The sequence below is a fragment of the Staphylococcus coagulans genome, from assembly GCF_022557135.1.
Classification (GTDB): domain Bacteria; phylum Bacillota; class Bacilli; order Staphylococcales; family Staphylococcaceae; genus Staphylococcus; species Staphylococcus coagulans.
This window is the reverse complement of record NZ_CP092966.1, coordinates 683,948-700,307: the sequence shown is the minus strand read 5'-3', so window position 1 is coordinate 700,307 and position 16,360 is coordinate 683,948. Positions and strand designations below refer to the sequence as shown.

15 protein-coding genes are annotated in these 16,360 nt (G+C 36.7%); 3 read left to right on the top strand and 12 right to left on the bottom strand.

The features are described 5' to 3' along the window. Window positions 1-52: 52 nt before the first annotated feature. Window positions 53-1,009 carry an NAD(P)-dependent oxidoreductase gene (locus KM149_RS03025; RefSeq protein WP_214970925.1) on the top strand — a complete coding sequence of 319 codons (957 nt, stop codon included), beginning with the start codon at window positions 53-55 and terminating at the stop codon, window positions 1,007-1,009. 225 nt (window positions 1,010-1,234) lie between these two features. Here KM149_RS03025 and KM149_RS03020 read toward each other — a convergent pair whose 3' ends face one another. The 10 genes from KM149_RS03020 to KM149_RS02975 form a co-directional block, all read right to left on the bottom strand. Next, on the bottom strand, window positions 1,235-2,362 hold the full coding sequence (locus tag KM149_RS03020; RefSeq protein ID WP_241415520.1) for an FAD-dependent monooxygenase: 1,128 nt from the start codon (window positions 2,360-2,362) through the stop codon (window positions 1,235-1,237). 248 nt (window positions 2,363-2,610) lie between these two features. Then, a complete protein-coding gene (locus KM149_RS03015) occupies window positions 2,611-3,393 on the bottom strand; it encodes an N-acetylglucosaminidase (RefSeq protein WP_214970932.1) in 783 nt (260 codons plus the stop codon). 30 nt (window positions 3,394-3,423) lie between these two features. Next, window positions 3,424-3,666, bottom strand: coding sequence for a hypothetical protein (locus KM149_RS03010; protein ID WP_016426292.1), 243 nt, complete (start codon window positions 3,664-3,666; stop codon window positions 3,424-3,426). Window positions 3,667-3,911: 245 nt separating this feature from the next. Beyond that, the gene (locus KM149_RS03005) at window positions 3,912-4,376 is read right to left on the bottom strand and encodes a helical membrane plugin domain-containing protein (RefSeq protein WP_050330161.1); all 465 of its coding nucleotides are present in this window, start codon (window positions 4,374-4,376) and stop codon (window positions 3,912-3,914) included. Further along, window positions 4,376-7,312, bottom strand: coding sequence for a formate dehydrogenase subunit alpha (gene fdhF, locus KM149_RS03000; protein WP_241415519.1), 2,937 nt, complete (start codon window positions 7,310-7,312; stop codon window positions 4,376-4,378). The genes KM149_RS03005 and fdhF overlap by 1 nt, the downstream gene beginning before the upstream one ends. Before the next feature lie 244 nt (window positions 7,313-7,556). Then, window positions 7,557-8,198 carry a pyroglutamyl-peptidase I gene (gene pcp, locus KM149_RS02995; protein WP_182280601.1) on the bottom strand — a complete coding sequence of 214 codons (642 nt, stop codon included), beginning with the start codon at window positions 8,196-8,198 and terminating at the stop codon, window positions 7,557-7,559. Between the two features lie 17 nt (window positions 8,199-8,215). Continuing rightward, a complete protein-coding gene (locus KM149_RS02990) occupies window positions 8,216-9,142 on the bottom strand; it encodes a DUF979 domain-containing protein (RefSeq protein WP_103356133.1) in 927 nt (308 codons plus the stop codon). Continuing rightward, window positions 9,123-9,830 carry a DUF969 domain-containing protein gene (locus KM149_RS02985; RefSeq protein WP_165545165.1) on the bottom strand — a complete coding sequence of 236 codons (708 nt, stop codon included), beginning with the start codon at window positions 9,828-9,830 and terminating at the stop codon, window positions 9,123-9,125. The genes KM149_RS02990 and KM149_RS02985 overlap by 20 nt, the downstream gene beginning before the upstream one ends. Before the next feature lie 436 nt (window positions 9,831-10,266). After that, window positions 10,267-11,193: an LCP family glycopolymer transferase gene (locus KM149_RS02980; protein WP_165545296.1), complete on the bottom strand. Its 927-nt coding sequence runs from the start codon at window positions 11,191-11,193 to the stop codon at window positions 10,267-10,269. Between the two features lie 135 nt (window positions 11,194-11,328). Continuing rightward, window positions 11,329-12,126 (bottom strand): inositol monophosphatase family protein, encoded by a 798-nt coding sequence (locus KM149_RS02975; protein WP_214970938.1) that lies wholly within the window; start codon window positions 12,124-12,126, stop codon window positions 11,329-11,331. Window positions 12,127-12,538: 412 nt separating this feature from the next. Here KM149_RS02975 and KM149_RS02970 point away from each other — a divergent pair, with 412 nt between their 5' ends. Next, on the top strand, window positions 12,539-13,240 hold the full coding sequence (locus KM149_RS02970; RefSeq protein WP_214970941.1) for a helix-turn-helix transcriptional regulator: 702 nt from the start codon (window positions 12,539-12,541) through the stop codon (window positions 13,238-13,240). A 173-nt stretch (window positions 13,241-13,413) separates the two neighbouring features. Here KM149_RS02970 and KM149_RS02965 read toward each other — a convergent pair whose 3' ends face one another. Then, window positions 13,414-14,130 carry a CPBP family intramembrane glutamic endopeptidase gene (locus tag KM149_RS02965; RefSeq protein ID WP_241415518.1) on the bottom strand — a complete coding sequence of 239 codons (717 nt, stop codon included), beginning with the start codon at window positions 14,128-14,130 and terminating at the stop codon, window positions 13,414-13,416. 145 nt (window positions 14,131-14,275) lie between these two features. Between KM149_RS02965 and KM149_RS02960 the strand changes: the two genes are divergently transcribed. Next, window positions 14,276-14,629 carry a hypothetical protein gene (locus KM149_RS02960; protein ID WP_165545169.1) on the top strand — a complete coding sequence of 118 codons (354 nt, stop codon included), beginning with the start codon at window positions 14,276-14,278 and terminating at the stop codon, window positions 14,627-14,629. A 105-nt stretch (window positions 14,630-14,734) separates the two neighbouring features. On the opposite strand, the gene KM149_RS02955 is transcribed toward KM149_RS02960, so the two are convergent. Next, entirely contained in the window at window positions 14,735-16,123 is a 1,389-nt protein-coding gene (locus KM149_RS02955) for an amino acid permease (RefSeq protein WP_060830497.1), read from the bottom strand. Between the last annotated feature and the right edge of the window lie 237 nt (window positions 16,124-16,360).

Sequence of the window (16,360 nt, the reverse complement as noted above, 5' to 3'; positions counted from 1 at the left end):
TGTATTATAGAAAGGGGTTTCATATACTAGAAGTGAAAGGTGGGAGTATTTCATGAAAAAAGTATTTATTGCGGGTCCGATTCCAGAAGAAGGACTAAAATTACTCAAATCATATTTTGACGTAGAGATGTACGAAGGTGAAGGTATTATAGATAAAGAAACACTTAAAGCGGGCGTTAAAGACGCCTTTGGTCTTGTGAGTCTGCTTTCAACAGAAGTGGATCAAGAGGTCATCGATAGTGGATCAGAATTAGAATTTATTGCCAACTACGGTGCAGGTTTTAATAATGTTGATGTCGATTATGCACGTTCTAAAAACATCGGGGTTTCAAATACACCCAAAGCTTCTACACGCTCAACTGCTGAATTAACATTTGGTATTTTACTTGCTGTAGCGCGTCGTATTCCAGAAGGCGATCAATTAATGCGCCACGAAGGATTTGGCGGCTGGGCTCCCCTCTTTTTCCGTGGTCGCGAAGTTAGTGGTAAAAAAATCGGTATCATTGGCTTAGGTGAAATTGGTTCAGCCGTAGCACAGCGTGCAAAAGGATTTGATATGGAAATTCTATATACAGGGCCACATCAAAAACCTGAAAAAGAGAAAGAATTAGGCGCACAATATGTTGACTTAGAAACTTTACTCAAAACAGCTGACTTTGTCACAATCAATGCGGCGTACAATCCTTCAATGCGTCATATGATCGATAAAGCACAGCTAGAATTGATGAAGCCAACAAGTTATTTAATTAATGCGTCACGGGGCCCAATTGTGCATGAACAAGCTTTACTTGAAGCTTTGCAGAATAAGACTATCGAAGGGGCTGCTTTAGACGTTTATGAATTTGAACCTGAAATTACGGAGGGGCTCAAATCGTTAGATAATGTCGTGATTACGCCTCATATTGGTAACGCCACATACGAAGCAAGAGATATGATGGCTGAAATTGTTGCGAATAACTTGATAAAGAAAGCAAAAGGGGAAAAACCTGATTACATCGTTAACGAATAAATAACATCCTATGATTGTTTTACCCTTTTACATGATATTAGGCATGTTGATAAAGGGGACGTGTTTCAAACAAATTAATACACATGTGATTAAAACGATGCCAAACGATACAATGGTAGAAGATAACTGAGCGGGACAGAAATAAATACGCTTTCTCTCCTGCTCTATATAAAAGCAACCGTAAGGATCACTTAAAATGTGTCTTACGGTTGCTCTTTTATTTTGTTATTCACTTTTTGCTTTGTATAAAAACCGTGTTTGTGCAGTGACAAATCGATCCGGAGTCATTTTCATACAACGATTTCTCAATGCTATAAGCCCACTATTTTGATATTGTGCAATACGCCCAATTCGACGTGACTGCTTAATCACCTTTTTAGTATGTTTGACACGCAAACGATCATAACGCTTAAGCGCCTCACTTAATGTTGAAAAACGTTTTAATACATTAGTCAAGACAATCGCATCTTCCATCGCTTGACCTGCACCTTGTCCCATATTCGGTGTCGTCGCATGTGCAGCATCTCCAAGTAATACTACACGTTCTTGATAAACGAAAGTTGAGAGTGGTTTCAAATCATAAATATCGTGGTGTAATATCTCCGTCTCTGGTTGATGATCGAGCACTTGCCGAACAGCGTTTGGAAAGTGATTAAAATAAGCTTGTAAATAAGGCTTGTTAAAATGTTTGTATGCTACATCATTTTCTTTGGCGTTAATAGTCGCAAACCAATACGCACGCCCATTTAATAATGGTACGATACCGAAGCGTCCTTTTTTATCCCAGTATTCTTCCGCAATATGATCGAATTGAGACATATCCTCTACAACGCCACGGAAACACGTATAACCTTGATAATTGATTTTCACATTAGGCTGTACTGCGTCTCTCACTTTTGAATGTATGCCATCTGCCCCAATACATAAATCGACCGTGACTGCTTCATGGTTTTCGAATTGAATACGCACACCTTCCGCTACACGTTCAACCGTAGTGACATAATGATTAAGATGAAGTATTTTTTTATCGACATAGGATGTGATTAAATCCATTAAATCTTGTCGTAATAATGTGATATTCGTTGATTGTTGAGACAAAGTCACTTGACTTAAAACTGTCCCTTTTGTATCTAAAATGCGCATTTGTTGGAGTACTTGTCCGGTATTTTTCAGACCTTTCGCTAAATCATGATGGCCTAATTTGACAAGGACGTTATCACCGATACCAATGCCTGCACCTATTTCTCTTAATGCGTCTTCTTTTTCAAATAGGTGAACGTCATGGCCTTGCTCTTTTAACAATACTGCTGCCGTTAAGCCTCCAATGCCTGCACCTATAATCCCAATCTTCATAATGATTCACCTCGTTCTTTACAGTCAAATATCAGTGTATCACAAAATGCCACAGACACCTATCTCACTTTGTTTAATTTTTAATATTTGCATCTCTGTTCACTTTTCTCCAAAGCTTATGTGTCGGTACTGTATCTCAATATATAGAATAGATGAAATAAAAAAGAACAAATACATAGCGTTTTCTATCAAATCGCACATCTCACGCTTAATCGATAAAGAAACACTTGTATTTGTTCAACTCTATTTTATCCTTTTTGGTAAAAGTCTTTTCGAATATCATCCTTTTTAATCCCATATTGCTCATAATAAATAGACATGCGCTCTGCAATTTTCCGCGCCCAGTCGATATCACTCGCATATTGGTTTGTTGCAGGCTGTTTGGGATTCCAACGCATTTGATACAAATTCAATTGGCCGTTCTCAAAATAGTTTTGCCTCACAAACTTAGCCCCACCCATAATCGCCTGACGGGGTGATGTCCAATTTGCTTTTTGCGCGTAACTCGAACCTGTTTTAACTGCGTCGCTATCAAAAGCGCCAATACCAAAGAAATTAAAATATTTTTTCTTTCCTGACTTAACGCCTTGTGCAAGTTCAGATTTGCCTTCTCCAGTCTCCAGTTGAGCATGACTAATCAAATAAATGACATTCACATCATACTTATTTTGCGCATCTAGAAACGCTTTTCCTTGTCCTTCAAGAATGCCTTTTCCTTTTAGCATTTGATTGACTTCTTTTTCAGACATTTGAACAGCTTCTGATAAATCCATATACATCAAATCTGAGTCTTTCCGTTTAATTTCCATTGCGTTTTTAACGTCTTGATGAGACGCTTTAACAAATTGATGGCTTTCTGATTTTGTATGTAACGCCTCACCTTTTACTTGCTTGTCATAGGCTTCTGAAAATGTATGTGTTTTGTCATTTTTAAATAGTGAGGTCTCATTAATCAGTAGTAAAATCGCAAAAATGGTTAATATTAAAATCAGCAATGCACGTGATGGTTTTTCTTTAATGAACCGCTTCATATTTTTGAAAGACTCCTTTTTGTATTGACACTATCTCGTCACAAAAATAACGCATATCACGATAACGAGCACGATAAAATAGGAGGCATTGACTACAATTTTAAGTGTTCGATTTCCATGAAATAGCATATTAAATAATACAAGGCTTAACCCTAAAGAAACAATAAAACAAATTAAAGCCAGCCAAGCACTTACAAATAACAACATTAAAACGCCAAGCACGAGTAAAACATTTGAAATAATGCCTAGTATTTTTATATTTCTTGTATCCATCTCTTCACCTCTTCGCACCGCTTTATTTTATCATGAAACCTCCTTCATCGCGACTTATCACTTTAAGACAAGCTCAAATTTTATTACGCAATATTGATGATAATAGAGAAAATGAGTTGAGACATCATTACATCTCAACCCATATAACCCGAATATATCATCATTAATGCATAATACGTTATACTATTGACTTAAGTCTACATAGAATAGAGACTTTTCAAGGCACGCAATACGAGATACGCGACTTAGCGTGACATCCCTTTTAGCATATTTAAAAAGTATGTTAAACTTTGATTCATTTCGTCATCTTTTAACACGCGCATAAATCCTGCAATAGAAGTTCGAGCATTCGGACTTGCTTGATTGGCAACATGTAAGCCTTTATTCACTTTATTTAATAAGACACGCAATGCTTCAGGATCTAACGCGCCCAACATAAGCACCATTTGCCCCATATTATGAATGACACCGCTGTATTGATCTTTGTTTAACTCATTTGTCAATTTCTCAGCAATGACACCACGTTGTTTAACAGCACCTTTTGCCGCATCTAAAATCTTTGCATCATCTAATGCGCGGACTAACTCAATCGCTTTTAAAATACTGTCTTTATTTTCTGCAATGGCATCCGTCACTTCAGTGAGACGCTCTGCTTTGATTTCTGCTTCACTTTTTTGTATACGTTTAATTTTAGATATTCTTTCAGCCATTACTTCATCACCTGATCCCCTGGGAAGACATAGTCAGGTCTTGCCCATTTTTTATCAACACGGACACTATATTGTGGATGACGTGTTTGGTTTCGGAAGTTCGTTGGATTAAGTGGTGATTTACCACGCTGACTTAATACTTCCATACGACAACATGTTGATTTATATGCAGGTGTATGTGTTTCAGGATCCGTCACACTACTCGTTAAGTAATTTATCGCACCTTGACTATTATCGTTTAATGGTAGATAAATTTGCTTACCTTTCACGCGATCGGTCACATGGACGTGGACTGTTGCTTCACCTGTTTCAGAAATCAATTTAACCGCAGCACCTTCATGAATGTCTCTTTCTTCTGCTAACTGAGGTGAAATTTCAACAAATGTTGTAGGCATTTTGTATTGTAAGCCTGGAACTTTATAAGTCATATTCCCTTCATGGAAGTGTTCTAACAAACGACCATTATTGACATGTAAATCATAAAGTTCATTAGTTTTATAGAAATTATTGAAATCAAGTGGATATAATTTAGCTTTACCATTATCAAAATTAAAGCGTTCAGTAAATAATAACGGTGAATCTTTACCATCTGCTTCAACTGGCCATTGTAAACTGTTATAGCCTTCTAAGCGATGGTATTTCACACCTGCAAACATAGGTGCTAAATCAGACGCCTCGTCCATAATTTCTGAAGGGTGTTGGTAACCCCAATCAAATCCCATTTCTTTCGCAATCAGTTGCGTAATTTGCCAGTCTGGTTTCGAGTCACCTAATGGTTCAAGTACTTGGTATAAACGCTGGAAACGTCGCTCTGTATTAGTAAATGTACCTTCTTTTTCTAAAGATGGACTCGCCGGTAAAACAACATCTGCGTATTCAGCTGTAAATGTTAAAAACTCATCTTGTACAACTAGGAAATCCACTTTTTCTAATGCAGCTTGAACATAGTTGATGTTGGAATCCACAATCCCTGTATCTTCTCCTAAAATAAACATGCTATGCACGTCACCTGCATGAATGTGATCCATCATTTGGTGGTTGTCATAACCCGGTTTACTTGGCAAAGTGACACCCCATCGCGCTTCATAACGGCGTCGCGCTGCATCGTCTTTTACACCTTCATAACCTGGCAGTTTATCCGGCATACTACCAAAGTCAGAACAACCTTGCACGTTATTGTGTCCTCTTAAAGGATAAGAACCTGCGCCTGGCTTCATATAATTACCTGTTGCAAGTAACAAATTAGAAATGGCAGTACTCGTATCAGAACCTGTTTCCTGTTGCGTTACACCCATAGCCCAACAAATCGCTACAGTATTGACACTTACAATCTCTTTCGCAAGCTGAATTAAACGTTCTTTCGCAATACCAGTCGTCTCTTCAGCAAATTCCATTGTATAAGGCTCAAGTGATTGATAATAATCATCAAAATGATCTACCCATTGTGTGATGAAAGCTTTATCATGCCAATTTTGATCAATAATATATTTCGTTACCGCAGAAAGCCAAACTAAATCTGTACCCGGATGAGGTTGGTAAAATTCATCCGCACGTTGGGCCATTTCATGTTTACGAATATCGAAAACGTGCAATTTTTGACCAAACAGTTTATGCGAACGCTTAATGCGTGACGCAATGACAGGGTGAGCTTCAGCTGTATTTGTACCGACAGTAATTACCATTTCTGCATTACCAATATCTTCTATTGAACCTGAGTCACCGCCGTGCCCTACTGTACGGAATAACCCTTTCGTTGCAGGTGCTTGGCAGTATCTTGAACAATTATCTATATTATTCGTGCCAATGACTTGACGCGCTAATTTTTGCATTAAATAAGATTCTTCATTAGTGGCTTTTGAAGAAGAAATAAATGTGAGTGCATCTGGACCATAGTTGTCTTTAACTTCTTGCATGCGTTTAGCAACGTATGCAATGGCTTCGTCCCACTCTACTTCTTCAAATTGATCGTTACGGCGAATCAATGGTTTTGTTAATCGCTCTTCAGAATTCACATAATCCCAACCGAACTTTCCTTTTACACATGATGAAATTTTATTCGCAGGTGAATCGTGAGACGGTTGTACTTTTAAGATTTCGCGGTCTTTTGTCCACACTTCAAAACTACATCCTACACCACAATATGTACAAACAGTTTTTGTCTTTTTAATCCGTTCTTCACGCATTGCCGCTTCCGAGTCGGATACAGCGAATAATGGACCGTAACCAGTCTCGGCTTTTTTAGTTAAATCAATCATGGATGCCAAAGTGCCTGGTTCAATGTCTGTCATATAACCAGCATTACCCACCATGTTATTTTCCATCATCGCATTACAAGGACAAACAGTGGCACATTGACCACAACCTACACATGATGAATCATTAATAGAGACATCATTATCCCAAATAACACGAGGTTGTTCACGTTCCCAATCGATGGAAAGGGTTTCATTCACTTGCACGTCTTGACAGACCTCTACGCATCGACCACATAGTATACATTGGTTTGGGTCATATCTATAAAAAGGACCGAAATCGACCTCGTACGGTTTCGACTTATATTCGTAAGATTGATGCTCCAATCCCCATTCGTCCATTGTATTGTGAATTTCACAATTTCCATTATTATAATCACATACCGTACAGTATAATTGGTGTTTCTCTAAAATACGATCTAATGCTTCTTTTTGGCTGTCTTGAACACGTTGATTCGTTGTATTAACGACCATTGAGCGATTAATCGTTGTCCCACATGCACGTACAATTTCACCATCAATTTCAACAGCACATGTGTCGCACGTTTGTATAGGGCCTAACGATGGATTATAACAAATCGAAGGTACAAACGTATCTTGTTCTTTAATCAGCTCAAGTAAGTTTTTGCCCGGTTCTACAAGATAATCTTTACCATCTAAAGTGACTACCAGATGCTCTTGCATAATATCCCCTCCATTATATTTTTATCTTTCCTAAGATGCCCCCACATACTTAGTTACTTTTATTTTATACCCTTCATAAGAAAATGTTAACTATTTATGAAAATGTCACTAAAAAAATTTTATGTGTTTAAATATGTATCTTTATCATCAATTTTTACAACAAATAAAAAAGATAGGTAAAACGACTGACAATTTTAAAATAATCCTTACTTGTCATCGTATGACCTATCTTTAATGTTATATTTTAGTGTGTTGCTCCGTGTACAGTTTGGATATCTGAATCATATTTAAGGCACACTTTAATTGCCGCTTCTAATCCTTGAACCATTAAGTCAACAGACATAGACGGTTGTCCTGGCTTATTAATGACTTGCTTAGGTGTGAAAGGAACATGAATGAAACCTGTCTTTAAGCCTGGATAATCACGCTCTGCCGCATAAGCCAATTGATACATAATGTGGTTACAAACAAATGTACCTGCACTATTTGATAAGCTTGACGGAATACCTTCAGCGCGAATTGCTTCCACTATTCGTTTGACAGGAAGTGTCGCAAAATAAGCAGGTGCACCGTCTTCTTGAATAGGCTGATCAATCGGTTGTTGCCCTTCATTATCCGCTATTCGCGCATCATCCACATTAATCGCAACACGTTCAGGCGTAATTTCAAAGCGTCCTCCTGCTTGACCGACTGCAATAACAACATCATAATGTGTTTGTTCTAACTTTTCTTTAACGACAGCCATACTTTTATGAAAAACAGTTGGAATTTCCAACTTATCAACTTGATGGCCTTCTATTGTATCAGGTAATTTTTGAACCGCTTGTAATGCTGGATTGATTGATTCGCCGCCAAATGGATCGAATGCAGTAACTAAAACGTTCATTGATAAAACCTCCTATTTTAAAATGCGAATGTATACATAAAAATGATATGAACTAAAATTAAGATGAGCGCCATCGGTATTTGGGCTTTGATCACTGCAAGCTCATCTTTCATTTCTAATAATGCGACCGGTAACGTATTGAAATTCGCCGCCATCGGTGTAAGTAAAGTACCACAAAAGCCGCCTGTCATTGCCAGCGCACCCGCAACTGCAGGATCTCCACCAATTGCCATGACGAAAGGTACACCTATACTTGCAGTAATCACCGTGAATGCCGCAAACGCATTCCCCATTAACATGGTAAACAAGACCATCCCGAATATATAAGCTGTCACACCAATCAATGGATTCCCTTCAGGTAAAAAGCTAGAAATTCCTTTAGAAATCGTTGTGCCCACCCCACTGACAGTAAATAGTATGCCTAACGCTGCAAGAAATTGTGGTAAAATCCCAACGGTTCCGATTTGTTGTACGAGTCGATCACTGTCATATAAACCAATTTTTGCTTTTGGCCGTAATACCAGATAAGCAACAATAATCGCAATCACTGAGGAAGCCCCAATGCCAATGGCACCACCCAACGGCGTCCAAGTAGATATTACAATCGCAACGACCGCCAATACAAGTGCAGGGATAAATAAGCGATTACCAAAGCGCGTCGCACCTTCAGATTCTTCTCGATGTTCGACTTCTACAACTTGACCGACACGAACATTTTTCGTTATCGTCAACAATCCCATAAATAAAACGAGACTCCCATTTAGCCAGTTGGGTATGTATGGCCCTACCATAAATAATGCACCTAATAGACACCAAAATAAAGCTGTTCCCATACGTTTTTGATTGAGTGGATTGCGGTATACACGCCACGCTGTGTAAATAAACTGTAGTCCAATTAAAATATAAAAAATTTCTAAAATTTGATTAATCGTGTGTTGACTCATGACGTGTCTCTCCTTTCACACCATATTTACGTTCCAATTTACGATCAAACAACTTATTTTGAATGACACCTATAATTAAAGTGGCTATCGCAATTGGCGCGGAATATAAAGCAATTTGAATTGCTGTCACGTGCATATCAAGAGACTTAAACGTCGCTACAATTAAAAGCACACCCGATGCACCAACGAATAGGTTTTGACCGAAAAAGTTACCATAATTTTCCATTGCAGAAATATGGGCTTTCAATTTTTCCTCATCTTCTGGTTCTAAATCTCGCTGATATTTCGCTTTTGCTGCAGCCTGTACCATTGGATTCATCAGTGGCCGTACAAATTGAGGATGACCCCCAATACGAATAGATGCCAGACCTGCTATTTCTCGAATCAATAAATAGATGGACATAATTCTGCCAGAGGTCACCCCTTGTACTTTATTAATGAGTCGCGTCGCTTGTGTCTTTAAACCAAATCGTTCTACCATCCCCACCATCGGTAAAGTAAGAATAAATAGCGACACCATACGATTATCTACGAATGCTTTTCCTAATGTATCCAGGATTTCAATCAAGCCCATATTCGAGACGAGACCTGTTGCAACAGCAGCAATTAACACTGTTCCAATTGTATCCCACTTAAAATAAAATCCTAATACGATAATGATAATACCAATAAGTTTAAGCCATTCCATAATAAACCTCCTTCAATAAAGCCGATAATGCACATTTCTTTCGTTGTAGTAACACAGGTCGTTCACTGTTTATTTTTAAATAACAGTCAACCCAATAAAGAAAGAATCGCATGGCTTCAAATCAAATTTTTCTTGCATATATCTTTTATTTTACTCCGTGCCCCCTTTTTATTTCAATGAACGTTCTGTTAGAAACGATACTCTCCTTAAAATTGTCGATATTATTGTTCAAACTAAAAAATCGACATAGACATATATTCAGCGAAATCAAATGCCCGCCTTGTAAACAGTGAACAAATCTTCATTTCGATTCATGAGGGTCAATACACGGTCCAATTTTTCCTCATTATCTTTTTTCATAGTTCATTAAGACAAATGCACAATAAAAAAGGCGGGAGAACGACATTGAATCGTTTTCCCACCTTTCCATATTTAACTATAAACCTAGATTTTCTTTGTACATTTGTGCTAATGATTGTTTTTGACCATCATCAGGCACGAAGTAATAAAGTCCATCACTTTGGATACCACCTGAACCATCGAGTTGATGACGTTTCACATGGTCATTGGCATCGCTATATTGACTTCGAATTTGATTTAATTCTCCAATCGTTAAATCTGTTTTAACATTTTTACTTATTTGATCCATCAATGAATTAAAATTAGTGATAGATGAAACACTTGTCAGTTTATCCGCAATACCTTGTAAAACAAGTTGTTGGCGCTCTTGTCGACCGAAATCTCCACCAGCACCTTCTTCTTTACGGCTTCTTATGAAAGCCATCGCAGTTTCTCCATTTAAATGAACTTTCTGACCTTTTGTAAAAGAATGGCCTTCTGCTGTGAAAGTGGCATTGCTTACGACATTAATGCCATCAAGTGTATCTATCATATCTTTCAAGCCGTCCATGTCTACTGTCGCATAATGGTCAATCGGCACATTCATAAGTTTTTCTAAAGACTTAACCGCCATATTGGGACCACCATAAGCGTATGCGTGATTAATCTTTTCAGTGGTTCCTCTTCCTACAATTTCAGCTTGCGTATCACGAGGAATACTAATCAATTGCGTTGTTTTCTTACTTGGATTTACAGAAAGTAACATAATCGTATCGCTTCTTTTACCAATTCCCTCGGTTTCACGTTTAGCATCTGAGTCTACACCAAATAATGCGATAGAGAAAGGCTCTCCCTTACTTAAATCTACTTTACCTGAACGTAACTCTGAATGATTTCTATCTAATGGATTGTGAATGGCGCCACCTACTGCAAATATTTTAAACGCAAGATAGGCAATGGCTATGATGGCTAATACGAAGAGAATTCCAACAAACCAAAGCACCCCCTTCATAATTGGGTTCATGCGTTTTTTAGCTCGTCTATATTCCAAATAATCACTTCTTTCTCGTTTATAATGGTCAATTCTGCTTTAAATTTAGTAATATCATATAGCATTGTATCTCAAATCGAGTGACTATCAATCGGGCTTTAGACGCAACTATGATTTTTTGTAACCGCCGTCACTATTCAAAATATTTAAAACCGCATCGTAGCATCCAGGATTACTAATAATATATGGACCACCTGTTGTAAAATCAATCGGCTGACGATTAAAATCTGTCATTTTCAGTCCTAACACTTCAGCAAACAAAAACTGTGCACCAATATCCCATGGTTTGGCATTTGTATGTATATGGGCGCCGAATTGTCCCATAATGACCCGGGCTGAATCTAAACCACAAGAACCAATGAGACGATAACCAAATGATTCATTTAATAGTTGCTGAATCGTAGGTTCATTTAAAACCTTGTTATTAAATGAAAGGATGGTGTCTTTGATAGCCATTGACGTAGGTAGCTCAATTTTTTCTTCATTTAAATAGGCACCCTCCCCTTTGATAGCACGATAGAGCTTTTCTCTAGGGTAATCATATATATAAGATAATTGTGGTATACCATCGACAAAATAACCTATAATCATACAAAAATCATCTTGTTGCTTGACTAAGTTGGCCGTTCCATCAATGGGGTCAATCAACCACGTATGTCCTTCTTTTAATCGTTCAGTTTGATGGTGGGCTTCTTCACCATATAATTGATGGTCCGGAAATTGAGATTTCAAAAACTGTTCGAAACGTGATTCGATTGTGCAATCTACATTCGTAACTAAATCAAAACGGTTGGATTTCGTATCCGTTTTCATATGTTGTATCAGTTGTGGAAGTTCACGCCGCATTTCAGAAATCCATATCTGTACTTGCTGATCTATTTCTCGCAGTGTCTTTATCGTCGACATGATGAATCACTCCTTTTCAAAGTCATCTTCATTATACATAATGTCGCTTTAATGAAACAGTTAAATACGAAAAGAAAACCGGTTGGATTTAACCAACCGGCATAGAAAGGAAAGTAAGTAATAAATATTGAAGATGTTAAACTAGAATAAGTACAACCTATCATTTTCAAACTTTACTATCAATCACGATAGCTACCCCTTTTGAATATGCTGTGTACCATCCCCCTGTAGCTAAATACAATATAACATATCCACAAACAAAATGTAAGCGTTTTCTACAAGTTTTTTATTATTTTTATTTACAAATATCACTTTTGTAGTCGTATTGCTCAAAATATACGTTGCGCTATATTTATCTTATAATTATGATATAATATTAATAACTATGGTAGGTTGATTGGAGTGATTTTTTATGAATAAAGAAACACGACAAAATAAACTAATAGCATTAATACAGCAACAGCAACACATGACTGCACAAGAACTCGCAAAAGCACTAAATGTTTCAAAACGTACGATTCTACGTGATATGCATGAACTCGAAAAAAATGGGGTTCAAATTTTAGCACGTGCAGGTAAACACGGCGGCTACCAATTACAATCTAAACAACAACAACATCACTTAGAAATTAATGATCATGAACTTCATGCGCTTTATATGATTTTAAGAGAAAGCCAGTCACAATCTATGTTGCCTTATTCAAAAGAAACATCAGCACTCATCCAAAAGATTTTACGTCAACCTAATACAACAATTCGACGTTCATTACGCCAACTTGATGAATATATTTTATATGAATCTCCTCCAATAGATAAAAATCCGCCCCACTTTGATGACATTCTAATTTATTGTCAAGAACGTAAAGTAATGGGGGTTGATTATAAAGTCGACACATGTGGTCAACATCATTTTGAGAATGTCATCTTTATTGGTTTAATCGCGCAACGCCATCGCTGGCAAGCTGTGGTGTATCATATTGGTGGCGGCTACACACGTTATATTGATTTATCAACGATTGAAGATATTTCTTATTCATTCCATAAATCAATTAAAACAAACGATATTACACTCAAAAATTATGATCAATATTTAAATAAAAACAACGTACAATAAAAACCAATGTTTCTAAACTGGAAACATTGGTTTTTTACAAATTTACAAGATGTCGTCATCCTATGAGTAGTTCACTTTTTATGTCGGCGATAACTGATTTTCATTGAGACATGAGATGCCTCAATGTGTCCCCCTTTATTTACGAATATCAATTCACAGTAAAGCTACCTCTATTAGAAAAAGCTAATCAAATTATTTAACATGTGAAATGCGATAGAGACACCCAAATTACGACCACTCTTCATATATAAAAAGACAAGCGGGATTGAAATAATAAGGTAATCCACAATTTCAAAAGGAGAAGCTGCACCAGTCACGTGACTTGCTGCAAATAGAATCACTGAAACAACCGCCATCACATTAAAATTAAGCTTCTTACCTAACTCACCAATTAAAAGATGTCTAAAGAATATTTCTTCAAATATAGGCCCTACTATTACAATCAACAAAAAGTTAAAGGGCAAAAGTGCTGGAATATCCATTAATGCATCTAATGCTAGTTCATTTTGTGTCGTACCATATTGATAACGTTCGGGTATAAAACGAAATACATAACTGTAGACGTATAATAATACCAAAGTCACAATATATGTGCCCACTATCCATAATCCGTACTGTTTGACACCTTGAATACTTCTTCTGAATCGCTGTTTCGTCTCTTTTCGATGTAATAAATAAAAACTCATGATTACTGTAAGGTATGCAAGTATTGAAGAAATCACTTCCGATACATCTACATAGATATCATTGAAAAATTCTTCTTTATTTATTCCAAAAAGCAATATCACCGCCAATGAAACTGTGAACCCAAAAAAGAGTGTTGTCACAAATAAAATAGGGATCAACCATAAATCTCGCCATGCGATGGCTTTCCAACTATAATTTGACATTTTGAATCCTTTCTACCGCAATCATTTTAATTTTTGCTTTACTCATATGACAATTGCATTTTTAAAATTACATTTTTATAAAAGTCATAATAAAATCATTAGCGTTATGTTATACTATATAATATTTAATGAAAGGAAGGCAACTATGATTCAAAAGGATATACCAAATAGTATGCAAGCGTTTAAAAATCTTGTAGCATTGCAAAAAATAGTTTTAAATTTTGACCTTGTCTATCAAAAAGATTTAGACGAAGCTAACGTCTTATTAACAACTCTTCAAAATAAAGTAACACGCTTATTTGAAAGCCTCCCTCATCCTGATGATATCATCTTACCGACAACATATAGTTATGAGATATATTATGCATGTTTACACAATCTCTATCATAATCCACTCGTTCTTATCGATTTTGGCAGTCAAAGACGCGTTAATAACGGTTACCTCCACGTGATTAATCAAGCCGCAGCCCATTTTAATATCTCACATTGTGATTACTAACCCCATTAAAAAAAGAAGCGAGACCTTTTTAAAGGAACTCACTTCTATACAAGAACTCAGTATGGATACCAAGTTGAACATTTGATTATAATATCTATCTCACTCTTACAATTTTAATTCTTCTTTATCGCGTTTATGATGACCGCGTAAAAAGAAAAATACAGCCATAAATCCTAAGAACAAGAAACCGATAATCACAGATACACGTGTTTCATCATTAATTACCATACCTACTAATACCATTAATAAGAATGCGATTGTCAAATAGTTACTTACAGGTGCGAACGGCATTTTAAAAGGATGATTTTCGATTTTTTCTGGATATTTCTTTCTAAATTGTATATGGCTCAATAAAATCATAAACCATGGAATCATACCCGGTAAGATTGAAGCACTATAAACATATACAAAAATACTTTCTGATCCTTCAATAATCATAGGCAATACAACATTTAAAATGACACCGATGAGTATCCCCGTAGAAACGGCTAATACCGTGTAGAAAGGCACACCATTTCTCATAACTTTTGTAAAAATCGCTGGTAGTTGTCGATGTTGTGCAAGTGTAAAAATCATTCGACTTGAGCTAAAAATACCTGAATTACATCCTGACATCGCAGCCGTGATAACGACAAAGTTGATTAACCCTGCTGCAATTGTAATCCCTACTTTTGCAAATGTTGCGACAAATGGACTACCAATATCATGTAACTCGTTCCAAGGATACACAGTGACAATCACAAAAATAGCACCGATATAGAAAATTAAAATACGCCAAATGACGCCGTTGACAGCCTTTTTAATATTCTTTTGTGGATCTTTCGTTTCTCCTGCTGTAATACCGATTAATTCAACCCCTTGATAAGAACCGATAACAATTGATAATGCAAAGAAGAAACCTAACCAACCATTTGGCATAAAGCCACCGTGTGCAGTTAAATTACTTAAACCGATTGGATGTCCTCCGTTCCCTAATCCGAAGAAAATCAATCCAAATCCGGCAATAATCATTAATATAATTGTGACGATTTTAATCATAGCAAACCAAAATTCAAACTCGCCAAATGCTTTTACAGATATAGCATTCGCTAAAGTTAAAATAACAATTACAATGATACCTGGAATCCATGATGGTAATTCCGGCCACCAAAACTTCATATATTCACCGACCGCAATTACTTCAGACATACCAACTACTATCCATTGAAAGATATTCGCCCATGCAGTGACGTAACCTGCAACTGGATGTATGTAATCTGTTGCATAATTGGCAAATGATCCGGTAGATGGATCTAAATAGACCATCTCACCCATTGCACGCATAATTAAAAATAAAAATAATCCCGCAAGTAAATATGCAAAAATAACAGATGGCCCCGTCCAAGCAATTGTGCTCGAAGCACCCATAAATAATCCGACGCCAATTGTACCACCTAGCGCAATCATTTGAATCTGTCGTGAACTCAGACCTCTGTGTAACTGGTTTTCTTCCATTGCTTCCATCTCCTTTTAACCCCTACTCATAAAATGATGTTGCACCGTGCATGTCGCTATTATACTACACTTGAGATTGCTGTGGAGAAAAAATTATCACCCCATTTATCTTTGTTTTGAAGAAATATATTACTTTAAAAAATATTTCAACAAATTGAAGTTTGAAATATAACTCAATTTACAAACATATATGTTCGCATATTTTTGAATTGTAAAAGTTGTTGAAATATTGACACA